The 25,095-nt window shown below is 75.5% G+C and carries 21 protein-coding genes; 13 read left to right on the forward strand and 8 right to left on the reverse strand.

Going from position 1 to position 25,095, the window contains the following annotated elements; translation table 11 throughout:
• A partial coding sequence (locus K353_RS28180; RefSeq protein ID WP_146616589.1) for an electron transfer flavoprotein subunit alpha/FixB family protein occupies positions 1 to 393 on the forward strand: 393 nt, incomplete at its 5' end.
• Between the two features lie 62 nt (positions 394 to 455).
• On the opposite strand, the gene K353_RS28185 is transcribed toward K353_RS28180, so the two are convergent.
• Positions 456 to 1,820 carry a S8 family serine peptidase gene (locus K353_RS28185; RefSeq protein WP_370447673.1) on the reverse strand — a complete coding sequence of 455 codons (1,365 nt, stop codon included), beginning with the start codon at positions 1,818 to 1,820 and terminating at the stop codon, positions 456 to 458.
• A gap of 232 nt (positions 1,821 to 2,052) precedes the next feature.
• On the opposite strand from K353_RS28185, the gene K353_RS28190 reads away from it, so the two are divergent.
• From K353_RS28190 to K353_RS28200, 3 genes are all read left to right on the forward strand, one after another.
• Entirely contained in the window at positions 2,053 to 3,549 is a 1,497-nt protein-coding gene (locus K353_RS28190; protein WP_111556331.1) for an AMP-binding protein, read from the forward strand.
• Positions 3,550 to 3,668: 119 nt separating this feature from the next.
• Positions 3,669 to 4,718 (forward strand): NUDIX hydrolase, encoded by a 1,050-nt coding sequence (locus K353_RS28195; protein ID WP_111556332.1) that lies wholly within the window; start codon positions 3,669 to 3,671, stop codon positions 4,716 to 4,718.
• An 86-nt stretch (positions 4,719 to 4,804) separates the two neighbouring features.
• On the forward strand, positions 4,805 to 5,509 hold the full coding sequence (locus K353_RS28200; protein WP_111556333.1) for a DUF4184 family protein: 705 nt from the start codon (positions 4,805 to 4,807) through the stop codon (positions 5,507 to 5,509).
• A gap of 361 nt (positions 5,510 to 5,870) precedes the next feature.
• Here K353_RS28200 and K353_RS28205 read toward each other — a convergent pair whose 3' ends face one another.
• A complete protein-coding gene (locus tag K353_RS28205) occupies positions 5,871 to 6,401 on the reverse strand; it encodes a carboxymuconolactone decarboxylase family protein (protein WP_111556385.1) in 531 nt (176 codons plus the stop codon).
• 120 nt (positions 6,402 to 6,521) lie between these two features.
• Here K353_RS28205 and K353_RS28210 point away from each other — a divergent pair, with 120 nt between their 5' ends.
• Positions 6,522 to 7,865: a geranylgeranyl reductase family protein gene (locus tag K353_RS28210; RefSeq protein WP_111556334.1), complete on the forward strand. Its 1,344-nt coding sequence runs from the start codon at positions 6,522 to 6,524 to the stop codon at positions 7,863 to 7,865.
• 122 nt (positions 7,866 to 7,987) lie between these two features.
• On the opposite strand, the gene K353_RS28215 is transcribed toward K353_RS28210, so the two are convergent.
• Positions 7,988 to 10,270 (reverse strand): glycosyl hydrolase family 18 protein, encoded by a 2,283-nt coding sequence (locus tag K353_RS28215; protein ID WP_111556335.1) that lies wholly within the window; start codon positions 10,268 to 10,270, stop codon positions 7,988 to 7,990.
• Between the two features lie 259 nt (positions 10,271 to 10,529).
• Here K353_RS28215 and K353_RS36975 point away from each other — a divergent pair, with 259 nt between their 5' ends.
• Entirely contained in the window at positions 10,530 to 11,330 is an 801-nt protein-coding gene (locus K353_RS36975; protein ID WP_199528273.1) for an NAD(P)-dependent oxidoreductase, read from the forward strand.
• A 9-nt stretch (positions 11,331 to 11,339) separates the two neighbouring features.
• On the opposite strand, the gene K353_RS28225 is transcribed toward K353_RS36975, so the two are convergent.
• The gene (locus K353_RS28225; protein ID WP_233533878.1) at positions 11,340 to 12,326 is read right to left on the reverse strand and encodes a helix-turn-helix transcriptional regulator; all 987 of its coding nucleotides are present in this window, start codon (positions 12,324 to 12,326) and stop codon (positions 11,340 to 11,342) included.
• Between the two features lie 110 nt (positions 12,327 to 12,436).
• On the opposite strand from K353_RS28225, the gene K353_RS28230 reads away from it, so the two are divergent.
• Positions 12,437 to 13,687, forward strand: coding sequence for an MFS transporter (locus K353_RS28230; protein WP_111556337.1), 1,251 nt, complete (start codon positions 12,437 to 12,439; stop codon positions 13,685 to 13,687).
• A 62-nt stretch (positions 13,688 to 13,749) separates the two neighbouring features.
• Here K353_RS28230 and K353_RS28235 read toward each other — a convergent pair whose 3' ends face one another.
• Entirely contained in the window at positions 13,750 to 14,904 is a 1,155-nt protein-coding gene (locus tag K353_RS28235; protein WP_111556338.1) for a glycoside hydrolase family 19 protein, read from the reverse strand.
• 255 nt (positions 14,905 to 15,159) lie between these two features.
• Here K353_RS28235 and K353_RS28240 point away from each other — a divergent pair, with 255 nt between their 5' ends.
• Together K353_RS28240 and K353_RS28245 are read left to right on the forward strand one after the other, a co-directional pair.
• Entirely contained in the window at positions 15,160 to 15,924 is a 765-nt protein-coding gene (locus tag K353_RS28240) for an enoyl-CoA hydratase family protein (RefSeq protein WP_111556339.1), read from the forward strand.
• Between the two features lie 87 nt (positions 15,925 to 16,011).
• Positions 16,012 to 16,776 carry a DapH/DapD/GlmU-related protein gene (locus K353_RS28245; RefSeq protein ID WP_111556340.1) on the forward strand — a complete coding sequence of 255 codons (765 nt, stop codon included), beginning with the start codon at positions 16,012 to 16,014 and terminating at the stop codon, positions 16,774 to 16,776.
• A 276-nt stretch (positions 16,777 to 17,052) separates the two neighbouring features.
• Here the strand turns inward: K353_RS28245 and K353_RS28250 are convergent, their stop codons facing one another.
• Positions 17,053 to 18,291: an MFS transporter gene (locus K353_RS28250; protein ID WP_111556341.1), complete on the reverse strand. Its 1,239-nt coding sequence runs from the start codon at positions 18,289 to 18,291 to the stop codon at positions 17,053 to 17,055.
• A 17-nt stretch (positions 18,292 to 18,308) separates the two neighbouring features.
• Between K353_RS28250 and K353_RS28255 the strand changes: the two genes are divergently transcribed.
• Positions 18,309 to 19,568: an ROK family protein gene (locus tag K353_RS28255; RefSeq protein WP_111556342.1), complete on the forward strand. Its 1,260-nt coding sequence runs from the start codon at positions 18,309 to 18,311 to the stop codon at positions 19,566 to 19,568.
• A 171-nt stretch (positions 19,569 to 19,739) separates the two neighbouring features.
• Here the strand turns inward: K353_RS28255 and K353_RS28260 are convergent, their stop codons facing one another.
• A complete protein-coding gene (locus tag K353_RS28260) occupies positions 19,740 to 20,468 on the reverse strand; it encodes a polyprenol monophosphomannose synthase (protein ID WP_111556343.1) in 729 nt (242 codons plus the stop codon).
• A 160-nt stretch (positions 20,469 to 20,628) separates the two neighbouring features.
• On the opposite strand from K353_RS28260, the gene K353_RS28265 reads away from it, so the two are divergent.
• Entirely contained in the window at positions 20,629 to 21,495 is an 867-nt protein-coding gene (locus K353_RS28265; protein WP_111556344.1) for a PhzF family phenazine biosynthesis protein, read from the forward strand.
• Positions 21,496 to 21,687: 192 nt separating this feature from the next.
• Entirely contained in the window at positions 21,688 to 22,794 is a 1,107-nt protein-coding gene (locus tag K353_RS28270) for a PLP-dependent cysteine synthase family protein (RefSeq protein ID WP_111556345.1), read from the forward strand.
• Positions 22,795 to 22,819: 25 nt separating this feature from the next.
• On the opposite strand, the gene K353_RS28275 is transcribed toward K353_RS28270, so the two are convergent.
• Positions 22,820 to 23,257, reverse strand: a complete 438-nt coding sequence (locus K353_RS28275) for a DUF4267 domain-containing protein (protein ID WP_111556346.1) — start codon at positions 23,255 to 23,257, stop codon at positions 22,820 to 22,822.
• Positions 23,258 to 23,493: 236 nt separating this feature from the next.
• Here K353_RS28275 and K353_RS28280 point away from each other — a divergent pair, with 236 nt between their 5' ends.
• Positions 23,494 to 25,044, forward strand: coding sequence for an MFS transporter (locus tag K353_RS28280; protein ID WP_111556347.1), 1,551 nt, complete (start codon positions 23,494 to 23,496; stop codon positions 25,042 to 25,044).
• The last annotated feature ends 51 nt before the right edge of the window (positions 25,045 to 25,095 follow it).

Genomic DNA, 25,095 nt, shown 5'->3' on the forward strand with positions numbered 1-25,095 from the left:
TCCACCGGCCGCCCCGAACTCACCGAGGCCGCCATCGTCGTCTCCGGCGGCCGCGGCGTCGGCGCCGCCGACGGCTTCTCCGTCGTCGAGGACCTCGCCGACGCCCTCGGCGCCGCCGTCGGCGCCTCCCGCGCCGCCGTCGACGCCGGCTGGTACCCCCACAGCAGCCAGGTCGGCCAGACCGGCAAGCAGGTCTCCCCCCAGCTCTACGTCGCCGCCGGCATCTCCGGCGCCATCCAGCACCGCGCCGGCATGCAGACCAGCAAGACCATCGTCGCCGTCAACAAGGACCCCGAAGCCCCCATCTTCGAACTCGTCGACTACGGCGTCATCGGAGACCTCTTCACCGTCCTCCCCCAACTCACCGACGAGGTCAAGTCCCGCAAGGGCTGATCCCGCCGCGAGCCGGAGGGCGCGGTCCCCGCGGGGACCCCGCCCTCCGTCGTCCGGGCGGGTCAGCGGCCCGCGAGGGAGCGCACGAAGCGGTCGCCGTCGACGGTGCCCAGGCCGGAGGCCAGGTCGTAGCCCTTCTTGGCCTGGTAACCCGTCACCGCGTCCCAGGAGTTGTCGCCCGCGGTGACGTCGGTGATGCCGCTGAGCTGCGAGGGCAGCAGGGCCAGCCCGTACAGGCGCGGGTTGAGCTGGCCCAGGCGGTGGCCCGCCAGCTGGGCGGCCAGCGCGACGATGCCGGAGAAGACCGGGGTCGCCTCGCTGGTGCCGCCGACCAGGTGCCAGCCGACCGCCGTCGGGTCGTACGACTCGTACGTCCAGGCCGCGCCGTCCACCGCCGCGCTCATCGAGATGTCCGGGGTGCCGCGGTGGTTGCCGGTGGTGCCCGCCACGGCGGCCTGGTACCAGGGGCGGGCGAAGACGCCGGAGACGCCGCCGCCCGCCGCGCCGTAGTCGTCGTGCCAGACCCGGTCGGGGGCGGTGCGGTTGCCGCTGTCGTCCAGGGTCAGCTGGGTGCCGCCGACCGAGGTGACCAGCGGGTCCGCGGACGGCCAGGAGTTGACCTTGTACGGGTACAGGTCGCTGCCGTTGTCCATCGCGTCGGTGGCGCCGTTGTCGCCGGAGGCGGCCAGCACCGTGACGTTCTGGGCGGCCGCCGACTCGAAGGCGTAGCGCAGCTTCTGGATCGACTTGAAGTCGCCCTTGTCGTAGCCCGGGAAGGTGTTCTCGGTCGCGCCGAAGCTCTGCGAGATCACGTCCACGTCGTGCGACTTCATGACGGCCTTCTCGGCGTCCATCATCTCGGGCAGGCCGGTGACGCCCTCGGTCTCCGCGACACCGGTCTCCACCAGCACGATGTGCGCGTCGGGGGCGATCGCGTGCGCGTACTCGACGTCCAGGGTGCTCTCGCCCGCCCAGCCGGTGTGGTCCTCGTTGGTCGGGTCGAAGACCGGGACGTTGCCCCACTTGACCACCTCGACCCGGGTGTCCGGGATGCCCCACTGCCGGTCGAACACCTCCAGGTCGTGCTGGATGGTCGGCGAGCCGAAGGAGTCCACGATCACGATGGTGCGGCCCTTGCCCGTCACGCCCTGCCGGTACAGCGGGTCCAGGCGGTACGCGGTGCGGTACTGCAGCGGCGAGTAGCAGTGGATGCCGATCTGCGTCACGCAGTCCGAGGTCGATATCGGCGCGACCCGGCCGACCGCGTCGATCCGCCCGGCCGAGGCGGGGCGCAGCTTGAAGACCGGCGGGCGGGCGGCGGACTGCGCGGTGGCGGTCGCGCCGGTCAGGGCGGTGGCCCCGACGGCGAGCAGCGCGGCGGCCCGCAGCACGGTGGAGCGTCGGGTGCCCGCGGTGGCGGGGTGCATGCCCAAGGAGACTCCCAGCGGAGAAGGGACCCGGGCCGGGTCCGGCCGGGGCGGCCCCCATCCCATCGGCAGCGGACGGCCCCTTCCATAGCCCGAGCGGGCCGCCCCGATGGCCCCGCCCGGCCACCGGATTCGGTAAAGGGCGCGGCCGGGTTCGGTAACGCCCCAGCTCGGGGGCGGCGCGCGGGGCGCCGCTGCGCACGGGCGGGCCGGGCTCGTAGAGTCGGGCGGCATGGGACTGCTGACAGCACTCGACGGCGGGTACGGGGACCGGGCGGACGCCCTGGTGGTGGACGGGACCGCCCTGTCCCGGGAACAACTGCTGGGCGCCGCCGGGGCGGTGGCCGAACGCACCGCCGGGGCGCCCGGCCTGGCCGTGCTGGCCCGGCCGACCGCCGAGACGGTCGCGGCGGTGGTCGGAGGCCTGCTCGCGGGCGTGCCGGTGGTGCCGGTGCCGCCCGACTCCGGCCCGCTGGAGCGCGCCCACATCCTGCGCGACAGCGGCGCCGCCCTGCTGGCCGGCACCGGACTGCCCGAGGACGCCGACGGGTTGACGCCCCTCCCGGTCTCGCTGGCGGACCGCCCGGGCGGCGGCTGGCGGCCCGCGGCCGAGGACGGCGACCGGACCGCCCTGGTGCTGTACACCTCCGGCACCACCGGCGCCCCCAAGGGCGCGCTGCTCCCGCACCGGGCGCTCGCCGCCGGGCTCGACGCGCTCGCCGACGCCTGGCGGTGGGACGCCGACGACACCCTCGTCCACGGCCTGCCGCTGTTCCACGTGCACGGCCTGGTGCTCGGCGTGCTCGGCGCGCTGCGCACCGGCAGCCGGCTCGTCCACACCGGCCGGCCCACCCCGGCCGGGTACGCGGCCGCCCGCGGCAGCCTGTACTTCGGCGTCCCCACCGTGTGGTCGCGGATCGCCGCCGAGCCCGCCGCCGCCCGCGAACTGGCCGCCGCCCGGCTGCTGGTGTCCGGCAGCGCGCCGCTGCCGGTGCCGGTCTTCGAGCGGCTGCGGGACCTCACCGGGCAGGCCCCCGCCGAGCGCTACGGCATGACCGAGACGCTGATCACCGTCGCCACCCGGGCCGACGGCGAGCGCCGCCCCGGCGCGGTCGGCGTGCCGGTGGCCGGGGTGCGCACCCGGCTGGTCGGCGAGGACGGGCGGCCGGTGCCCTCCGACGGGGAGAGCGTCGGCGAACTCCAGGTCCAGGGGCCGACGCTGTTCGACGGCTACCTCGGCCGCCCCGAGGCGACCGCCGCCGCCCGCACCGCCGACGGCTGGTTCCGCACCGGGGACGTCGCCGTGATCGGGCCCGACGGCTTCCACCGGATCGTCGGCCGCGCCTCCGTCGACCTGATCAAGAGCGGCGGCTACCGGATCGGCGCCGGCGAGGTCGAGGCCGCGCTGCGTGACCACCCCGGCGTGGCGGACGCCGCCGTGGTCGGCGTCCCCGACCCGGACCTCGGGCAGGCGGTGGTCGCGTACGTGGTCGTGGCGGACGGCGGCGCGGGCCGTGCGGACGGCGCGGGCGGTGCGGGTGGTTCGGTCGGCGGTGCGGGTGGTTCGGGCGGTGCGGTCGGCTCGGTCGGCGAGCGCGAGCTGATCGACTTCGTGGCGCGGCGGCTGTCCGTCCACAAGCGGCCCCGGCGGGTGGTGCTGGTCGACGACCTGCCGCGCAACGCGATGGGCAAGGTGCTCAAGAAGCAACTCCTGGACGAGGGACGGTGACCCGCCCCCCGCCCTTTCAGGAGGGCGGGGAGTGGGTACCACAGGGGTGGCGCGGAGGCCGGTGCCCCGCGCTGCCCGGCGCACCGCCGGGCCGGTACCACGGAGGGGCAGGGGATGCTGTGATCGTCTGGATCAACGGGGCGTTCGGGGCGGGCAAGACGAGTGTCTGCCGCGAGCTGGTCGGACTGCTGCCGGGGAGCCTGCTGTTCGACCCGGACACCCTCGGGCCGGTCCTGCGGGCCGCCCGGCCGGGCGCCGAACCGGGGGAGCTCCAGGACTCGCCCGCCTGGCGGCACCTGACCGCCGAGACCGCCGCCGCGCTGGCCGCCGAGGCCGACGGACCGGTCGTCGTCCCCGCCACCCTGCTGCGGCAGGAGCACCGCGACGAGATCTTCGGCTCGCTGGCCGGGCGCGGCATCCCCGTCCACCACGTCGTCCTCGACCCCGTCGAAACGATCCTGCGGGCCCGGATCGCCACCCGCGAGGACGTCCCCGGCGACCCGGAGGCCACCGCCCGGCTCCGCCGCCGCGCCCGCGAGGCGCTGCCCGCCTACCTCACCGCCCGTGGCTGGCTGGCCGGGGACGCCCGGATGGTCGACAACGGGGTGCTGACGCCCCGGCAGACCGCCGAACGGGTCGCCGACCTGGTGCGCAGCGGCGCCGCGCGCTGCCCGATCGTGCGCAGCGAGGGCGGCGACGGGGACACCGTCGCCGCGGCGGTCCTGCTCTTCGACGACCGGGACCGGGTGCTGCTGGTCGACCCCGCCTACAAGCCGCACTGGGAGTTCCCCGGCGGCGTCGTCGAGCGGGGGGAGGCGCCGACCGCGGCCGGCATCCGGGAGGTCGCCGAGGAACTCGGCCTGCGGCTGCACCCGGAGGAACTGCGGCTGCTCGCCGTCGACTGGGAGCCCGGCGCCGGGCGCGGACGCGGCGGCCTGCGGCTGGTCTACGACGGCGGCCGGCTCGGCCCCTCCCAGGTGCTGCGGCTGCGGCTGCCCGCCGGGGAACTGCGCGACTGGCACTTCGCGACCCTCCGGGAGGCCGCCGAGATGCTGCCCGCCGGGCGGATGCGGCGGCTGACCGCCGCGCTGGAGGCCCGGGCGGTCGGCGAACTGCGCTACCTGGAGGGCGGGCGGCCCGCCGCGACGGGGGCGGCCCCGGCGCGGTGAGCGGGATGCGGTGACCGGGCGGCGGTGACCGGACGGCGGCGGGTCCGGGGCGGCGGGTCCGAGGTGTCGGCGGGCAGGATGGGGGGATGCCGTTCACCCTGAGCCACGCCGCCGCCGTCCTGCCCGGCCTGCGGGCCGCGCAGCGCAAGGGCGCGCTGGTCGCCGCCGGGCTGGTCGCCGGTTCGCTGGCGCCCGACGTGCCGTTCTTCGCCGAGTCCCTCGTCCGGGGCGTCTACCGGCACGGCGCGTTGACGCACCGCTGGTGGGCCGCCCCGACCCTCGACGTGGCGGTCGGCGCCGGGCTGGTGGCCGGCTGGTACGGCCTGTGGCGCCAGCCGCTGCGGGCGGCCGTGCCCGGACGCTGGAACCGGGTGGCCCCCGAGGGCCGGCCGGACGCCGGTGAACTCCTGCTGACCGCCGGGGCGTTGGCCGCAGGCGCGACCACCCACCTGGTCTGGGACTCCTTCACCCACCACGGCCGGGCCGGCGTCCGGGCCCTCCCGGTCCTGGAACGCCGGGTCGCGGGCGTGCCGCTCTACACCGCCCTCCAGTACGGCACCTCACTGGCCGGCCTGGCCGTCCTCGCCCGGTACGCCGGACCCTGGCGGGAGAGCCGCAAGGGCCCGGCGGCCCTGCTCGCCGCAGCCACCCTGGCGGGGGCGGCCGAACGCGTCCTGCGCGGCGAACGCGGCGTCATCGCCGAGACCTGCTTCGGCGCGGGCACCGGCCTGGCGGTCGGCGCGGCCGTACTCGGACTGTGCGGAGGAGCCCGGGAGTCCGAACCGGAGTAGGACGGCCGGGGGTTCGGGCCGTGGCGGGGCCCTGGCGGCGGTCGGCCGGGCCTCGGGCCGCTGTCGCCGCGCCGGGCCCCGCCTTCGCACCTCCGCCCCGCGGGCGGCGGCGGGATGCGGGGGCGGGACTCGGCGGCGGGTCGGCGCGTGGCCGGGGCGGGGCGGGGTCGGTGGGCTCGGCCCGTCGGTGCCGGGGCTCCCCGCCCCGGGTGGTGCGGGCGGGCCGGGCCGGAGCCCGCGGACCGGGGACGTGGGGAGCCGCAGGGCCCCGGCGGGGGTCGGCGGTGGCCCGCTGCCGCGCCGGGGCCCGTCCCCGCGTGCCCGGTCCGCGGGCTCCGGCGTCGGTTCCGTCCGTCCGGTGCTAGAGGTAGCCGTTGGTGGCGAGGTGGGCGCCGATGGCGTGGTAGGCGGCGGGGTTCTCGGGGGCGGGGGTGGCGAGGCCGTCGACGTAGCGGTTGTACATGCAGAAGGCGGCGGCGATCAGGACGGTGTCGTGGATGGTGTCGTCGTCGGCGCCGGCGGCCCGGGCGGTGGCGATGTCCTCGGGGGTGACGGACAGTCCGCTCTCGGCGACCTTGCCGGCGAGTCGGAGCAGGGCGCGCTGGAGGTCGGTGACGGGGGCGGTGTCGAGGTCGCGCTGGACGGCTTCGACCAGGGCGAAGTCGCCGTCGAGGCGGTGTGCGGCGGTCGCGCCGTGGGCGCCGGCGCAGTAGCGGGTGCGGTTGAGGGCGGAGACGTGGGCGGCGATCAGTTCGCGTTCGCCGACGCTCAGCGGGGAGTCGCCGCGCAGGAGTTGTTCGGCGAGTTCGCTCAGGTGGCGGCCGGCGGCGGGCCTGGCGAGGAGCAGGGCGCGCATGCCGGGCTGGCCGGCCGGGAGGTCGATGTGGGGCATGCGGGTCACTGAAGCGGTTCGGTGCGGGGTTGGCAACCCCTTGACCTGGGAAGGCGGAGTCGCACACGCGGGGGCGGGTGCGGACCGCGGCGGAAGGCGGGCAGATTAGGATGGGCGACCGTGACTGACACCGGTAGCACCAAGGACCTGGACCCCGTCGAGCCGGTCGCGGCCCTCGCCGACGACGCCGGTGACGGGGCGTCGGAGGAGTTCGCGGCCGCGGACCCGCAGGACCGGGGGGACCCGCAGGACGGGCGGGACGAGCAGGAGGAGCGGGAGGCGTCGGCGCTACCCGACGGGGTGTGGGACGTCGTGGTGGTCGGCGCGGGCCCGGCGGGCTCCTCGGCGGCGTACGCGGCGGCCTCCCGGGGGCGGCGGGTGCTGCTGCTCGACAAGGCGGAGCACCCCCGGTACAAGACCTGCGGCGGCGGCATCATCGGCCCGTCCCGGGACTCGCTGCCGGAGGACTTCAAGCTGCCGTTGCAGGACCGGATCTCGGCGGTGACCTTCGCGCTGAACGGCCGGTGGACCCGGACCAGGCGTTCGAAGCGGATGCTGTTCGGCGTGGTCAACCGGGACGAGTTCGACCTGCGCCTGGTGCAGGCCGCCGAGCAGGCCGGCGCGGTGCTGGTGACCGGGGTGACCGCGACCGGGGTCGAGCAGAGCGGCGGCGACAGCCGCACGGTGTTCGTGACGCTCGCGGACGGGCGGAAGGTGGAGGCGCGGGCGGTGGTCGGCGCGGACGGTTCGGCGAGCCGGATCGGCCGGCACGTCGGCGTCACCTTCGACCAGATCGACCTGGGCCTGGAGGCGGAGATCCCCGTCCCCGAGTCGGTGTCGCGGCACTGGGCGGGCCGCATCCACCTGGACTGGGGCCCGCTGCCGGGCAGTTACGGCTGGGTCTTCCCGAAGACCGACTCCGGGACGCTGACGGTCGGGGTGATCTCGGCGCGCGGCGAGGGCGAGCGGACCAAGGAGTACCTGGCCGACTACGTCCGCCGACTGGGCCTGTCCGGGTTCGAACCGCTGGTGGAGTCCGGGCACCTGACGCGCTGCCGGGCCGAGGACTCGCCGCTCTCGCGCGGCCGGGTGCTGGTCGCGGGCGACGCGGCCGGGCTGCTGGAGCCGTGGACCCGGGAGGGCATCTCGTACGCGCTGCGCTCGGGCCGGCTGGCCGGCGAGTGGGCGGTGCAGGTGGCCGAGGCGGGCGGCGCGGCGGACGTGCGGCGGCAGGCGCTGAACTACGCGTTCGCGATCAAGGCCGGGCTGGGCGTGGAGATGCGGGCGGGCAAGGTGATGCTGGCCTCGTTCGAGAAGCGCCCCTACCTGTTCCACGCGGCGGTGTCGCTGATCACCCCGGCGTGGCGGGCGTTCGCCCGGACCACCCAGGGGCACACGACGTTCGCGCAGCTGATGCGGGACCACCGGGCGGCGCGCAAGCTGGCCTCGGTCGCGGGGCGGTAGCCGGTAGGCGGTGGTCCGACGGCGGGTCGGGCCCGCCCGGGAGGAGGTTCCCTCCCGGGCGGGCCCTGCCGACGGGCGCGGGGGTCGGGGTTCGGGGGGCCGCCGCGCCCGCGTTCCGGGGGTCACCTCAGGCCGGCGTCCAGGGCGTTGATCAGGGTGCCGGAGGGGGTGTCGCCGGACATCTCCCAGACCATCGCGCCCAGCAGGTTCTTCGACTTCAGCCAGGCGGTCTTCCGGGCGATCGACCAGGTGTCGTCGAAGGTCCACCACTGGCCGCCGTTGCCGGTGTAGCCGTAGGTGGAGACCGAGACCGGGTCGTGGTAGACCGTCAGGCCGGGCACCGAGGTGATCAGGTTCTGGTAGCCGCGGGTGCCGGCCTCCTCGGCGAACTGGCCGGGCGCGGCGCCGCCGGCGGCCTGCCAGGCGCCGTGCGCGCCGCCGTCGGTGACGTTCTGCCAGCCGCGGCCGTAGAACGGGAAGCCGATGGTGAGCTTGCGCGGGTTGACGCCCGCCGCCAGGTAGGTGTCGACGGCGTTCTCGACCGAGAAGTGGAACGGGTACGGGTCGTTGGGGTCGGCGTACAGGTTGGCCTGCTGGCCGGTCCGGTTCGGCTCCCACGAGTTGTCGCTGCCGGAGCCGTGGAAGTCGTAGCCCTGGACGTTGGCGATGTCGAGGGACCGGAAGATCTGCGTGAGGTCCCAGCCCTGGCCGATCTTGGCCGGGTCGGCGGGGGTGAAGGCGGTCAGCAGCCTGTGCGGGCCGCCGAGGGCGTCGAGCTGGCGGCGGAACTCGGCCAGCAGCAGGGTCAGGTTCTGCTTGTCGGCGGCGGAGTGGTGGTTGCCGGGGTGGCCGTCGGGGGAGCCGGGCCACTCCCAGTCGAGGTCGATGCCGTCGAAGACGCCGGCGGCCGTGCCGGGGCCGCCCGCGCCGTTGTAGGCGGGCAGGTTGCCCTTGATCCAGATGTCGATGCAGGAGGAGACCAGCTTCTTGCGGGAGGCGTCGGTGGCGGCGGCGTCCGAGAAGTACTTGGAGTACGTCCAGCCGCCGAGCGAGACCACGACCTTCAGGTTCGGGTGCTTCGCCTTGAGCTTCTTCAGCTGGTTGAGGTTGCCGCGCAGCGGCGACCAGCCGTCGTCGGCGACGCCGTCCACGGACTGGGCGGCGCTCATCGGGCGGGCGTAGTCGGCGTCGGCGTCCCCGGCGCCGGTGCCCTGGTCCGGGTCCTCCGGGTCGGCGGTGGTGCCCTTGGTGACGCCGGCCAGGCAGGTCAGGTTGACCGGGTCGATGTTCTCGAAGGCGTAGTTGACCACGTCGAGCTTGGCGGCGCTGCCGGAGGTGTCGAGGTTCTTGACGAAGTACTGGCGGCCGTAGATGCCCCACTGCACGAAGTAGCCGACCCGGGAGTACCTGCCGGGCCCGGCGAGGTCGCCGGTGGTGACGTTCAGGGTGGTGGAGGCGGGCGAGGCGTTGTCGGCGGCGTCCCGGGCCCGGACCGTGAAGGCGTACGGGGTGGCGGGGGAGAGCTGCCCGACGGTGGCCGAGGTGGCGGTGACGGTCTGCACCAGGGTGCCGTCCTGGTAGACGTCGTACGCGGCGACCCGCCTGTTGTCGGTGGCGGCGTCCCAGGCCAGCGTGACGCCGGTGCTGGTGACGCCGGTGGAGCGCGGGTTGCCGGGCGCGGTCGGCGGCACGGTGTCGGTGGCCGGGTCGACGGTGGCGGCGCTCAGCACGGCGCTGACCGGGCCGGTGTTGCCGCGGGTGTCCCGGGCCCGGACGGTGAGGCCGTACGCGGTGGCCGGGGTCAGGCCGGTCAGCGTGGTGGCGGTGCCGGTGGCGGTGCCGAGCACCACCGGGCCGTTCAGCACGTCGTACGAGGCGACCGGGAAGTCGCCCCCGGCCGCGGCCGGCCAGCTCAGCGCGAGGGTGTGCGCGGTGGCGTCGACCAGGGTCGGGGCGCCCGGCGCGGTCGGCGGCACGTCCGGGGTGCCGTCGCACTTGTCGCCGTTGACGCGGCAGTCGAGCGGGGCGGTGATCGGGCCGTTGCCGATGAACCAGAAGCTGTAGGGCTCGGTCGAGCCGTTCGCGGGCACCGTCGCGTTGTAGTAGGCGTTGGTGGCGACCACGTGGCGGCCGGTGGTGGTGGAGGTGCCGTTGTAGGTGCCCGTCATGGTGACGCCGGCGGGCAGGTCGAACTCCAGCGTCCAGCCGGTGACGGCGGTCGCGTTGGGGTTCTTGACGACGAAGGTGCCCTTCCACCAGGACCCGTAGTCGTCGCCGGTGAAGGCGGCGGTCAGTTTGGCCGCGGCGTGCGCGGGGGTGGCGGCGAGCAGGGCGAGCGGCAGTGCGAGCGCGGCGAGCAGGGCCAGCAGGCGGGCCCTGAGCCGTGGCCTGGAGCGGACGTGCATCGGTACTCCCTGTCTGGTGTGGGGGATTCCGTACAGGGGTGCCGGGAGCGGCACTCAGGAGGGTAGGTGGACTGGACCAACTCGTCAACAGGTCTATACCGGAAGGAGGTTGACGTACCGTCAGTTCCCCGATCCGTGGAGGGCGGGGCGGTGCCGGCGTCCTGCCGGGCGGGCGCCCCCCGGGGAGGGCGCCGTCCTCCTTGAGGAGCCGATCGATCGGCGCGATGATGGGCGGGAGAACCGACGGACGGGGAGCGCGGTGGGTCTGGGAACGGTGGCGGTGACCGGAGCGGCGGGCACGATCGGTTCGATGGTGCGCGCGGCGCTGCGGCCCGAGGCGGACCGCCTGGTGCTGCTCGACCGCGTACCGCTCCGCCCGGAGGCCGGGAACGAGGACGTGCGCACGGTGGACCTGCGGGACGCCCCCGCGGTGGAGTCGGCCCTGGCGGGGGTCGACCGGGTGCTCCACCTGGGCGGCGTGCCCGACGAGGCCCCCCTCCCGGACCTGCTGGAGGCCAACGTGCTGGGCACCCACCACGTCCTGGAGGCGGCGCGGCGCACGGGTGCCGGGCGGGTGGTGCTGGCGAGCAGCAACCGGGTGACCGGCTTCCACCCCGCCGGACACCTCACCGGCCCCCGGGAGCCGGTCCGCCCCGACGGCCTCTACGGGGTGAGCAAGGTGGCCGTCGAGGCGCTCGGCCGGTTGTACGCCGACAAGTTCGGCCTGTCGGTGATCTGCCTGCGGATCGGCAGCTTCGAGCCCGGACCCACCGAGCCCCGGCACCTGGCGACCTGGCTGAGCCCGCGCGACGCCCTCGGATACATCCGGGCCGCCCTGACCGCACCGCCCGCCACCCGCTTCGTCACGGCGTACGCCGTCTCCGCCAACACCCGCCGCTTCTGGGAGCTCCCCGACCTGGCGGAGCTGGCCTACGTCCCCGTCGACGACGCCGAAGCCCGCGCCGCCGAGGTCCCCGGGCCCCTTCCGGCCGGTCCGACCGGCGTCCAGGGCGGCCGCTACGCCGAGCCCGGCTTCACCCTCAGGCACCTGCGGCCCTGATCCGCCCGGTCACGGGCCCAGGAGCTGTTCGGCCAGCGGGCTGCGGGCGTAGAGCACCAGGCGGCCGTGCCGGGCCCGGGTGACCAGGCGGGTGGCGTGCAGGACGGCCAGGTGCTGGCTGACCGCGCCGGGGGTGACGCCCAGGCGGCGGGCGAGTTCGGTGGTGGCGGTCGGTTCGCGCAGCAGGGCCAGCAGCCGGGCCTTGGGCGCGCCGAGCAGCTGCTCCAGGGCGCGCGGGGCGGGCGGCGGGTCGGGCGGGCCGGTCAGGGTGCCCTGGCCGCGGGACACGTAGGTGATCGACGGCGTGAGGTCCGGGCCGATCGCGGTGATCGCGCCGCGCGCGAAGCAGGTCGGCAGCAGGGCCAGGCCGCGCCGGTCCACCGCGATGTCCAGGTCGCCGACGCCCCAGTTCCGGTCGATCGCCAGCACCCCGTCCGACCAGCGCAGCCGGGCGTCGAGGTCGGCGAACAGCCCTGCCGCGCCGCGCTCGGCCAGCACCCGGGAGCGGTGCACGATGTCGGCGCGCAGCACCGAGCGGGCCCGCGGCCACCAGGCGGGCTCCAGGACGTGCGTCCAGTACGCCTGGAGGGCGTCGGCGACCTCGGCGATCAGCGCGGCGGGCCGGTCGGCGCGCTCGGCCAGCAGCGGCGGCAGCGCCCGGTGGTGCGGGAGGAAGGTCGCCGCCAGCTCGTCGGCCAGCCGGGTCGGGTCGAAGGCCCGGACCACCGCCAGCTCGGCCCGGAACTCCGGGAACGGGACGGCCGGACGGGGCGTCAGGAAGTCCGGCACGTACTTGTTGCCCGCCACCAGGGCGCGCAGCAGCGGCGCCTGCGGCAGCGCCTCGAAGGCCGGGCGCATCGCCTCGAACGCCGCGCCGTGCGGGTACTGCCCCGGGTGGGTCCACATCCGCAGGCTGAGCACCGCCTCCTGGAGCGGCGAGCAGGCGAAGTAGGTGGCGGCCAGGTCGGCCAGCCCGAGCCGGAACCGCAGCACCACGACGCCTCCCGGGCGGTCCGTCCCGCGCCGGGAGCCGCCGGCGGTCGCCGACGGTTCAGGCGGGGGCTAAATCAATACCACGGCCGCTCCGTACCCGGTCTGATCGGGGCATGACCGCCACTGAACCCGCGGCCGCTCCGGCCGTGCCGCTCCCCCCTGCCCGCAGCCGGTTCGCCCGGCTGCTCCCCGAGGACCCGGTGCTGCGCCGGCTGTCCGCGATCACCCTGGTCAACACCGTCGGCAATGGCCTCGGGATGACGCTCGGAGTGGTGTACTTCACCCGGATCGTCGGCTTCGGCGTCGGCACGGTCGGCCTGGTGCTGACGCTCGCCGGGGCCTGCGGGGTGGCGGCGGGCGTCCCGGCCGGGCGGCTGTCCGACCGGTACGGCCCCAAGCGGGTGCTGGTCGCGCTGCTGGCGGCGCAGGCGCTCTGCGCGGCCGGGTACGTGCTGGTGCACGGGCTGGCGGTGTTCGCGGTGCTGGCCTGCCTGGCGGCGGTCGCCGACCGGGGCGGCTCGGCGGTGCGCGGGGCGCTGTTCGCCGAGGTGCTGCCGGCCGACGGGCGGGTGGCCGGCCGGGCCTACCTGCGCTCGGTCACCAACGTCGGCATCTCGGTGGGCACCCTCGGCGCGGCCGCCGTCCTGCAACTGGACACCCGGGGCGCCTACCTGACGGCGCTGCTGGTCGACGCGGCCTCGTACGGGGCGATCGCGGTGCTGTACGTGCTGCTGGTGCCGGCCACGCCGCGCACCGCCGAGCAGCTCCGGCGGGCGGCCGACGGGCCGAACCCGGCGCTGCGCGACCGGGCGTTCCTGCTGCTGACCGGCCTGAACGGGCTGGTCACCCTGCAGTTCGTGATGATCGAGGTCGGGCTGCCGCTGTGGGTGGTGCGCGACACCGACGCGCCGCGCTGGATGGTCGCGGGCGGGATGCTGGTGAACACCGCGCTGGTGATCGTCCTCCAGGTGCGGGCCACCCGGGGCACCGAGCGGCCGCGGGCCGCGGCCCTGGTGTTCCGCCGCGGGGCGCTGCTGGTGGCCGCGTCCTGCCTGGTGCTGGGCCTGGCCGCCGGGCTGCCCGGCTGGGCGGCGGCGCTGCTGGTGGCGGCCGGGGTGGGTTGCCAGGCGCTGGGCGAGGTGTACAGCCAGGCGGGCGCCTGGGCGCTCAGCTACGACCTGGCGCGGGACGGCGCGCACGGCGCCTACCAGGGCGTCTTCAACACCGGCATGTCGGGCGCGCTGATGCTCGGCCCGGTGCTGATGACCTCGGTGGTGATCACCCACGGCCTGCTCGGCTGGGCGCTGCTGGCGGTGCTGTTCGCCGCCGCGGGCTGGGGGATGACGGCGCTGGTGCGGCGCTGAACGCGCGTACGGGGCGGCGGTACTGACCAGCTGTCAGTACCGCCGCCCCGTCCGTCAGGGCGTCAGCAGCTCAGGTTCGAGCCGGTGGGCACGCCCAGGATGGAGGTGAAGTTGGTGTACGAGTTGACCCGGCTCTGCACCTGGGCGGGGTTGCCGCCGTTGCACTCGATGGAGCCGTTGATGGAGCGGATGGTCTCGCCGAAGCCGTTGCCGTTGACCATGGCGTTGTGCGGGGTCATGGTGCCCGGCCCGTTCTGGGTCATCCAGTACCAGATGCCGGTCTTCCAGGCGACGGCCGGGTCGGTCTGCACCAGGTTCGGGTTGTGCAGCAGGTCGATGCCCAGCGCGTCGCCGGCCGCCTTGTAGTTGAAGTTCCAGCTCAGCTGGATCGGCCCGCGGCCGTAGTACGCGGCCTGCCCGGCCGGGCAGCCGTACGACTGGCTGGTGTCGCAGTAGTGCGGGTAGTTGGCGGTGTTCTGCTCGACGATGTAGACCAGGCCGCCGGTCTCGTGGCTGACGTTGGCGAGGAACGCCGCCGCCTCCTGCTTCTTCACCGTGTCCGAGCCGGTGTTGGCGAACGCCGGGTAGGCGTTCAGCGCCGCGACCAGGCCGGAGTAGGTGTAGAAGGAGTTCCGGCTCGGGAACATCTGGTTGAACTGGGCCTCGGAGACCACGAACCCGCCCGGGTTGGGGGTGGTGGACGGGCTCGGGCTGGTGCCGCCACCGCCGGTGCAGGTGTACGGGCTCCAGAACCAGGTCGAGATGGTCGGGTCGTAGCCCGGGTTGTCGTGGGTGGCGATGTAGTACTGGCCGTTGGGCGCGTACTTGACGATCGCGCCGGTGGCGTACTGGGTGCCGGCCACCCAGGTCGGGTGGTTGCAGGTGCCCTGGCTGGGGGTCGGGCTGGTGGTGGTGCCGCCACCGCCGCCGCAGGCGCCCTGGTCGGCCCAGACGCCGGACCCGCCGGTGCTCGGGGTCTCGCCCTGGGTCCACCACTTGGCGTTCCAGTTGTGCCCGTTGTACGAGGCGGACATCCCGCCGGTGTACACCTGGGTCGCCGAGTACGGGGTGGTGCAGGCGGCGGCCGCGGTCGAGGTGGTGGGCACCATGACGGCCAGGCCGGTCGCGGCCAGCGCGCCGGTCAGCAGCGCGGCGATCCGGCCGCGGCGGGAGGCGGCGCGGTGCGCCGGGCGGTGGGAGGTGCGGGTGTGGGGCATTCGGCCACTCCTTGTGGGGGAACGAGCGGTGTACCCAGCACTCAAGCGAGTCTGTCCGCTGACTGTCAATAGGTCTAGACCTTAAGGAAGTTGAGGACGTGTACGGAACGTCGGTCCGCGCGACCCGGCGGGACGCGCCCGCCGCCGGGCGGCGCGCGCCGGGGGAATCCGGTACTGGCCAGTAGGGCCGGGGTGTGCCAGGGTGCAGACGACGCCCCTCCGACCCACCCTCAGCCGGAAAGGCAGGCCCGCCCGATGACCCGCGAAGTGCCGCTCGTCCGCCGTACCACCGCCGACGCCGTCGCCACCCTGGAACTCGACTCCCCGCACAACCGCAACGCCCTCTCCGGCCGCCTGATGGCCGAACTCACCGCCGGGCTCGCCGACGCCGCCGCCGACCCCGCGGTCCGCGCCGTCGTCCTCGGCCACACCGGCCGGGTGTTCTGCGCCGGCGCCGACCTCTCCGAGGCCACCGGCGACGACCCCACCGTCGGACCGCGCGGCCTGGTCGCCCTGCAACGGGCCCTGGTCGACTGCCCCAAGCCGGTCATCGCCCTGGTCGACGGCCACGTCCGGGCCGGCGGGCTCGGCCTGGTCGGCTCCTGCGACCTCGCCGTCGCCGGACCGGACTCCACCTTCGCCTTCACCGAGTCCCGCCTCGGCCTGGCCCCCGCCGTCATCTCGCTGCCGCTGCGCCCCAAGCTCGACCCGCGCGCCGCCGCCCGCTACTACCTCACCGGCGAGACCTTCGACTCCGCCGAGGCCGCCCGGATCGGCCTGGTCACCGAGGCCGCCGACGACGCCCCCGCCGCGCTGCGCACCCTGCTGGACGCGATCCGGCTCTGCTCGCCGCAGGGCCTGGCCAAGTCCAAGCTGCTCGCCAACGCCGCCGTCCGGGAGTCCTTCGACCGGCACACCGAGGAACTTGTCGCGCTGTCGGCGAAGCTGTTCGGCTCCGAGGAGGCGCAGGAGGGCATGCGGGCCTTCCTGGCCAAGCGGCCCGCCCGCTGGGTGCGCTGACCGGCGGCGACGGCGCCAAGTTACCGGCCGGTGTGAATTTGCTCCCGTTGCCGTTCCCCGGCCCGCACCGGCCGGTACGGTGAGCGCATGTCGATCGTCCGCAGGCTGCTCGGACCCGTCCGCGAGAGGTCGCGCCGGGCGGCCGGGCGCGCCGTGCACCGCGGCTGGCGCTGGGCGCAGGAGGCGGGCGCGGTCAGCAACCGCAACCCCGGGCCGTACCGGTTCGGCGAGCTCGGCGACGGCACCAAGCTCGCCTTCCCGCTCGGCACCGTCTTCAACGAGCGCTGGATCACCATCGGCCCGTTCGCCATCATCGGCGAACGCGTCACCCTCTCGGCCGGGTTCCTGCCCGGGCTCGACCTCGGCCCCGAGCCGATCGTCCGGATCGGCGGCGGCTGCGTGATCGGCCGCGGCAGCCACATCGTCGGCCACCAGCGGATCGAGCTCGGCGACGACGTGTGGACCGGCCCCGGCGTCTACATCACCGACCAGGCCCACGAGTACCGCGACACCGAACTGCCGATCGGCAAGCAGTGGCCCCGCAACGCGCCCGTCTCGATCGGCGCCGGCTCCTGGATCGGCACCGGCGCGGTGATCCTCCCCGGTGCCCGGATCGGCCGCAACGTGGTGGTCGCCGCCAACTCCGTGGTAGCCGGCGAAGTCCCCGACTACGCCGTGGTGGCCGGCGCCCCCGCCCGCCAGGTCCGCACCTGGAGCCCCGAACGGGGCTGGCAGCCCCCCATCCGCCACGAGCCCCCCCGCCCCGTCCCCGACGGCGTCACCGCCGAACAGCTCCGCGCCCTGGTCGGCTGGGACCTGCGCCTCCCCGGCGAACAGCCGGCCCCCGAGTAGCGCCGCCGACGGCGGCGGCCCGGACGGCGGCGCGTCGGAGCGGACCGGCACCGGGCGGCCCGGCACCGTCGGCCCGGAACTCCGGTCCGTGCTCCGGTGGCCGGATCCGGCGGGTCGCCGGCTCGTGGACCCGGACGGGCGGGGGAGCCGACGGCCGCCGGTCCGCCACGGACGGTGAGGCGGCGGGACGGCGGCCCGGACGGGCGGGAGCGTCCGGGCCGCCGTCGTGGTGCTCCGGTGCGCTCCGTGGTGCGGCCGCAGGCGGGTGACCGGTCGTCAGGCGGTGCGGTGGCGGCGGACGGTGAGGGCGAGCAGGCCGGCCAGGGCGGAGCTGGCGGCGACGGTGAGGAGGGCGGCGGGCAGGGAGAGGGCGTCGGCGAGGAAGCCGATCACCGGGGGGCCGATCAGCATGCCCGCGTAGCCGAGCGTGGAGGCGGTGGCCACGCCCTGCGGGCCGGCGGTCGCCCCGGCCCGGGCGATCGCCAGCGGGAAGACGTTGGCCAGGCCGAGGCCGACCAGGACGAAGCCGGCCAGCGCCAGCGGGACGGACGGGGCCAGGGCGGCGGTCGTCATGCCCGCGCAGGCGGCCAGGCCGCCCAGCAGCATCACCCTGGTCTGGCCGAGCCGTTCGGAGAGCCAGGTGCCGGAGAGCCGGCCCGCCGTCATGGCGAAGGCGAAGGCGGCGTAGCCGGCGGCGGCCGTCGCGGTGCTGGCGTGCACGTCGTCGGTCAGGTGCAGGGTGGCCCAGTCGGCGAGCGCCCCCTCGCCGTACGCCGTGCACAGCGCGGTCAGGCCGAGCAGGACGACCAGCAGCCGGGCGTGCCCGGACAGTCCGGCGGGCGCGGCGGGCGCGGCGGGCGCGGCGCCCCCGTCCGGGGCCGGGCGGACGGCGGCCGGGGCGCGCAGCAGGGCGCTGCCGGCCAGGGCGACCACGGCCAGGCCGAGCGCGCCGGAGGCGGCCAGCGCCCAGGAGTCGCTGATCCGGCTCGCGAGCAGGCCGCCGACCGCGGCGCCGAGCAGGCCGCCGAGGCTGTAGCCCGCGTGGAAGCTGGGCATGACGGGCCGTCGGAGTTCGGCGACCAGGTCGACCGCGGCGCTGTTCATCGCCACGTTGGCCGCGCCGTAGCCCGCGCCGAACAGCAGCAGCACCGCGCCGAGCGCGAGCACCGAGTGGGTGTGCGCGGGCAGCGCCACCGCGAGCGAGAAGACGGTGACCGCGGCGACGGTGACCCGGCGCGAGCCGTACCGCAGGCACAGCCGTCCGACCAGGGCCATGGTGGCGACCGCGCCGGCCGAGATGCACAGCAGGGCCAGGCCCAGCGCGCTGTGCGAGGCGGAGACCTGGGCGCGGACGTCCGGGATCCGGACCACCCAGGCGGCAAACAGGAAGCCGTCGACGGTGAAGAAGGCGGTGAGGGCGAGGCGTGCCGCCGACCAGGAGGAGCGTCGGCCGGACGGGGCGGCGGGGGAGGAGGGCAGGGCGGGACGGGCTTCTGTTTTGTTCAGTAGCGGCACAAAGTAAGAATAGGGGAGTGCCGCACACACCTTCAAGCCCGAATCCCAGCCAGAATCCGAGCCCGGGTCCGAGCCCGGCCCGGCGGCCCGCGCCCGACCGCGGCCGCACCCTGCTCGGACCGGCCCTGCGCCTGGTCCACACCGGACAGGCCCCCACCCGCTCCGCGCTCACCGGCGCCCTGGACGTCACCCGCGCCACCGCGGGCGCCGTCACCGGCGAACTGGAGGCGCTCGGCCTGATCACCGTCGACTCCCGCCCGGCCGGCGGCGGCCGGGGCCGCCCCTCGCACCGCCTCGCCCCGGCTGACCCCGGACCGGCCGTCCTCGCCGCCCAGCTGCACGCCGACGGCATCTCCGCCACCCTGGCCGGACTCGGCGGACGGCTCCTCGACCCCGTCCACCTGCCGCTGCCCGCCGACACCTCGCCCGCCACGCTGCTCGGCGCCGTCGCCGAGACCGGCGCCCGGCTCGCCCGCGACAGCCGCCGCCGGGTCCTGGGCTTCGCGCTCGCCCTGCCCAACCCCGTCACCGAACCCGACGGCACCGCCCTCGCCGCCCTGCACTTCGGCTGGCCCTCCGGCACCCCCGCCGCCGCGCTCTTCGCCGAACGGGTCGCCCGCACCGACCTCGGTCCGCGCGCCCGCACCGCGCTACCCACCGCCGTCGCCAACGACGCCAACCTCGCCGCCCTCGCCGAACACCGGCACGGCGCCGGCCGCGGCGCCCGCCACCTGCTGCTGGTCACCTCCGGCCACCGCGGCGTCGGCGGCGCCCTGGTCGTCGACGGCCGCCTGCACACCGGCAGTTCCGGCCTCGCCCTGGAGGTCGGCCACGTCACCGTCGACCCGCTCGGCCGCCCCTGCGCCTGCGGCAATCGCGGCTGCCTCAACGCCGAGACCGACACCGGCGCGCTGTTCGCCGCCGCGGACCGCCACCCCGACCCGGACCGCCCGCTGCTCGCGCAGGCCCGCGCGCTGGCCCACGACCCGACCGCCGCCGACGCCCTCGCCCACGTCGTCGACCGGCTCGGCCTCGGCCTCGCCGGGCTGGTCAACATCCTCAACCCCGACCGGATCGTGCTCAGCGGCCTGCACCTCGACCTGCTCGCCGCCGCCCCCGACCGGCTCGCCGCGGTGGTCGCCGAACGCTGCCTGTGGGGCCGCAGCGGACGCATCCCGATCGTCCCCGCCCAGGTCGTCCACGCCGGGCTGGTCGGCGCGGCCGAACTCGCCTGGGAGCCCTACCTGGAGGACCCGCAGGCCGTCGCCGCGCCCTGAACCGCCCGGGGCGGGAGCAGGAGGGGAGAGCGCGCGCGGAACGGCGCGGGCCGACGTCCCGTCACCCGCGCCGTCCGGCGGCCCCGCGGAGCCGCCGCGCCGACCGCTCGCCTGCCCGCGTGTCGACCCGCCTGCGTGTCGACCTGTCCACGTGTCGACCCGCCTACGTGTCTACTTGCCGAAGCGGAGCTTCCAGGGGGCCACCGCGGACTCCAGCTGCACGCCCAGGCTCATCTTCGACATGCCCTCGACCCGCTCCTCGAAGCGGATCGGCACCTCGGCGATCCGCATGCCCTGCCGGACCACCCGGTGGTTCATCTCGACCTGGAACGAGTAGCCGTTCGAGCGCACCGAGTCCAGGTCGACCCGGCGCAGCGCCTCGGCCTCCCACGCCTTGAAGCCGGCCGTGGCGTCCTTCACCTTCAGCTGGAGGATCGCGTTGACGTAGAAGTTCGCCCAGGCCGACAGCGCCTTGCGGTGCCACGGCCACTCCGAGGCGGTCGAGCCGCCCGGCACGTAGCGCGAGCCCAGCACCACCGAGGCGTCCGTCCCCGTCAGCTTCTCCACCATCGCCGGGACGGCGGTGTGCGGGTGCGACAGGTCGGCGTCCATCTGCACCACGATGTCGGCGCCGTCCTCCAACGCCCGCGCCATGCCCGCGATGTAGGCCCGGCCCAGGCCGTCCTTCTCGGTCCGGTGCAGCACCGAGACGGTGCCGCCCGACTCGGCCGCCAGCTTGTCCGCGACCTCGCCGGTCCCGTCCGGGGAGTTGTCGTCGACGACCAGCACGTGCAGGTTCTCCATGCCGAGGTCGGCCAGCCGACCGACCAGGACCGGCAGGTTCTCCCGTTCGTTGTAGGTCGGAACAACCACAACTACCTTCGGGTGGACCTCAGCCATGTTCTTCTTTCCTCGATGCCGTGCGAGCGGGATGCGGCAGTCTAGCGTTCCGGTCCGAACGTCCGTCCCCCCGGGCCGTTCCGGCCCAGTCACCGGCCCAGTCACCGGCCCAGATGGGGGCCCCGGGAATCACCGGCCCCGGCCGTCCCGTTCAGCAGGCATGACCTCCACCGCACCGGGCCGCCGTCCCGAACCGCTGCACTACGCCGCCTTCACCGCCGACCCGGCCGGCGGCAACCCCGCCGGGGTGGTGCTGGACGCGGCCCCGTTCACCGACGAGGAGCGACTCGGCCTCGCCGCCCGCCTCGGCTACTCCGAGACCGCCTTCCTCACCGCCGACCCCGACCGGCCGCGGGGCTACGCCGTCCGCTACTTCAGCCCGCTGGCCGAAGTCCCGTTCTGCGGCCACGCGACCATCGCCGCCGCGGTCGCCCTCGGCGAGCGGCACGGCCCCGGCGAGTTCCTGTTCACCACCCCGGCCGGGCCGGTTCCGGTCGCCGTCACGGGGAGCGCCGCGGACGGCTACCGGGCCACCCTGACCAGCGTCCCCGCGACGGTGGAGGACGCGGCGGAGGCCGACGTCGCCGAGGCGCTGGCCGCGCTGCGCTGGCGGGCGGAGGAGCTGGACCGCCGGCTCCCGCCGCGGATCGCCTACGCCGGTGCCCGCCACCTGGTGCTCGCCGCGGCCACCCGGGCCCGGCTCGCCGACCTCGACTACGACTTCGACGCGCTCGCCGCGTTGATGCGGCGGCTCGACCTGACCACCCTCCAACTGGTCTGGGAGCAGGACGCCGCCACCTACCACGTCCGCGACCCGTTCCCGGTGGGCGGCGTGGTCGAGGACCCGGCCACCGGCGCCGCCGCGGCGGCCTTCGGCGGCTACCTGCGCGAGCTGCGCGGCCTCACCACCGCCCGCCTCACCCTCCACCAGGGCGAGGACCTCGGCCGCCCGGGCGTGCTCACCGTGGACCTGGTCGAGGGCGACGGCCGGGTCCGGGTCACCGGGCGGGCGGTGCCCATGGGGTAGCCGCTCGACGCCCCACCGGCCCCGGCCTCCCCGCCCGTTGACGCGCGTCGCCCCGCGTTGCCATAAGGGGAAGCTGGGGCTTCGGTAATCGTCACTTATCGTAGTCGACTGTTACACTGGGTGGGGAATTCGGGGGTCCGGGCCGGGGTGCCCGGCGCCGGAGCCCCCGGCGGGCGGCGAGGAGAGCGTGCGATGAGCGACCACACCCAGGACGTGGACCGGACCGACCCCGAGTACCGGGCCTGGCTCAAGGAGGCCGTCCGCCGCGTCCAGGCCGACGCCAACCGCTCCGCCGACACCCACCTGCTGCGCTTCCCGCTGCCCGCCGAGTGGGGCATCGACCTGTACCTCAAGGACGAGTCCACCCACCCCACCGGCAGCCTCAAGCACCGGCTGGCCCGGTCGCTGTTCCTGTACGGCCTGTGCAACGGCTGGATCCGGCCCGGCGCGCCGGTCATCGAGGCGTCCAGCGGCTCCACCGCCGTCTCGGAGGCGTACTTCGCCCAGCTCATCGGCGTCCCCTTCGTCGCCGTGATGGCCCGCGGCACCAGCCGCGCCAAGATCGAACTGATCGAGTTCCACGGCGGCCGGTGTCACCTGGTCGACAACGCGGGCCAGGTCTACGCCGCCGCGGCCGCACTCGCCGCCGAGACCGGCGGCCACTACATGGACCAGTTCACCTACGCCGAGCGGGCCACCGACTGGCGCGGCAACAACAACATCGCCGAGTCGGTGTTCGCCCAGCTCCGCCTCGAACCCCACCCCGAACCGGCCTGGATCGTCGCCACCGCCGGCACCGGCGGCACCTCCGCGACCATCGCCCGCTACGTCCGCTACATGCAGTACGACACCCGGATCTGCGTCGCCGACCCGGAGAACTCCTGCTTCTTCGAGGGCTGGGTCCACCACGACCCCGACGCGCACTGCCCCACCGGCTCCCGGATCGAGGGCATCGGCCGCCCCCGGATGGAGCCCTCCTTCGTGCCCGGCGCGATCGACCGGATGATGAAGGTCCCCGACGCGGCCTCGATCGCCGCCGTCCACCTGCTGGCCGACGTCCTCGGCAAGAAGGCCGGCGCCTCCACCGGCACCGGCCTGTGGAGCGCGCTGCGGATCGTCGCCGAGATGCGCGCCGAGGGCCGCACCGGCAGCGTCGTCACCCTGATCTGCGACCCGGGCGAGCGCTACCTCGACAAGTACTACGCGGACGGGTGGCTGGCCGCCGAGCACCTCGACCCCCGGCCGCACCGCGCCGCCCTGGAGGGGTTCCTCGCGGGCGGCGACTGGGCCGAGGGCTGAGGAGGAGTCGGGGGCCGAGCGGGCGTCAGTCCCGCCGGCCGGAGCGCTCGGTGAGCAGCAGGCCGGCGGTGGCGACCACGAAGAGCGCGGTGGCGAAGTGGACGCCGAAGGCCGCCGCCGTGCTGCCGTGGTGCGCCAGGACGGTGGCGCCGTCGCCGAACGGGGTGACCGACTCCGCGAGCAGCGCCCAGCCGAGCGCCCGGCGGTGGCCGGTCAGCAGCAGGGCCAGCGGGACGAGGCCGGAGACCACGTCCCGGACGCCCTTGAGGTTGCCGAACGCGGCGGCCCCGCCGTGCGGCCACTCCGGCAGGCCGAAACCGGAGGCGGTGCTCTCCGGGGCGACGAGGTAGGAGAGGCCGACGTAGCCGATGCCCAGTGCGACCAGCACCGTGCACGCGGTGGCGAGGCGGACGCGCAGACGGCTGCTGGCCGGGGCGGCGGCGGTGAGGACGTTCGCGGACATGGTGGTTCCCCCTGGGTGTGGTGTGAAGTGGCGCCCGCCGCCTCTCTGTTAGCGGCGCTAGCGACAGGATCGATGCTAGAGCGATGGTCGGTCGGATGTCTAGCGCCGCTAGGATTTCGATCGCGGCTATCAGCGAGTGCGAGTGCGGGTACGGCCCGCGTGCCAGCGGCGTGCCAGCACCGTGTCAGGGCCCCCGGGAGGGTGGGGGCATCGGCACGGATGTCCTGGAGGGCGTGATGGTGGAAGCGGTTCGTTCGGCCCGGCGGTGGTGGGCGCTGGGGGCGTTGGTGGTGACCGTGCTGGTGATCGGGCTGGACGGGACGATCATCAACGTGGCGCTGCCGACACTGGCCCGGGACCTGGGGGCGGACAGCACGGAACTGCTCTGGATCGGCGGCGGCTACCTGCTGACGTTCAGCGTGGCGATGCTGCCGGTCGGGCGGATCGGGGACCGGATCGGGCACAAGCGGGTGCTGACCGCGGGCGTCGGCCTGTTCGGCGCGGCCTCGCTGGCGGGGGCCTTCACCGGGTCCGCGGGCGGGGTGATCGCGGTGCGCGCGGCGATGGGCCTCGGCGCGGCGATGATCATGCCGATCTCGATGGCGCTGCTGTCGCGGATCTTCCCCCGGGAGGAGGTCCCCCGGGCCATCGCGGTCTGGACGGCCGCCGCCGCGCTGGGCATGCCCGCCGGGCCGGTGATCGGCGGCTGGCTGCTCAACCACTTCTGGTGGGGCTCGGTGTTCCTGTTCAACGTCCCGGTGGTGGCGGTCGCGCTGCTGGCGGGCACCCTGCTGCTGCCGGGCGACGGCCCGCGCGACCGGACCCGCACGGCGCCGTTCGACGGGCTCGGCACCGCCCTGGGCACGGTCGGCCTCACCGCGCTGGTCTACGGGACGATCCTGGTCCCGACCGACGGCTGGACCGACCCGTCGGTGCTGGGCGCGCTGGGCGCGGCGGCGGTGCTGCTGGCGCTGTTCCTGTGGCGGCAGCGCCGGGCCGCCGAACCGCTGGTCGACCTGGCGCTGTTCGCCGACCGCCGGTTCTCCTGGGGCACGCTGACGGCCGTGTTCGGCAACTTCACGGTGACGGGCATCCTGTTCGTGGTGCCGCAGTACCTGGAGACCGTCCAGGGGTACGACGCGTTCGGCACCGGCCTGCGGGTGCTGCCGCTGATCGGCGGGCTCATGGTGTCCGCCGCGCTGAGCGAGGGACTGGTGCCGCGGATCGGCGCCCGGGCGGTCGCCCCGGCCGGGCTGGTGGCGCTGGCGGTGGGCGTGTTCCTCGGCGCGGGCGCCGGGCCGGACAGCGGGTACGGGTCCACCGCGCTCTGGCTGGCGGTGGTCGGCGTCGGCTTCGGCCTGGTCGTCGTGCCGTCCACCAGCATCGTGATGGCCTCCCTCCCGGAGGCGAGGACCGGCGTCGGCACCAGCCTGCTGGAGACGCTCCAGCAGGTCGGCGGCGTCCTCGGAGTCGCGGGCCTGGGCAGCCTGCTGAGCGCCGGCTACCTGGCCCGGATCGACGTGGACACCCTGCCGGGACCCGCCGCCGCGACCGCCCGGGACTCGGTCGCGGGCGCCGACGCGGTCGCCGCGCGCCTGCACGACCCCGCCCTGTCGGCCTCCGCGCACGGCGCCTTCGTCCACGGCATGAGCTGGGTCCTGACCGCCTGCGGCGCGGTCGCCCTGCTGGCCGCGGTCCTCGCCGCGCTCTTCCTCCCCGGCCGGACCGCGGCACCCGCACCGGACCTGGACCCCACCGCCGACGAGACGGCGCCCGCCGCGGTGTAGACCCCGCGCCGGGGGGGGGCGGGGTCCCGGTGACGCGGGTGCCCCGTCCCT

Source organism: Kitasatospora sp. SolWspMP-SS2h, from assembly GCF_003259315.1.
GTDB classification, from domain to species: domain Bacteria; phylum Actinomycetota; class Actinomycetes; order Streptomycetales; family Streptomycetaceae; genus Kitasatospora; species Kitasatospora fiedleri.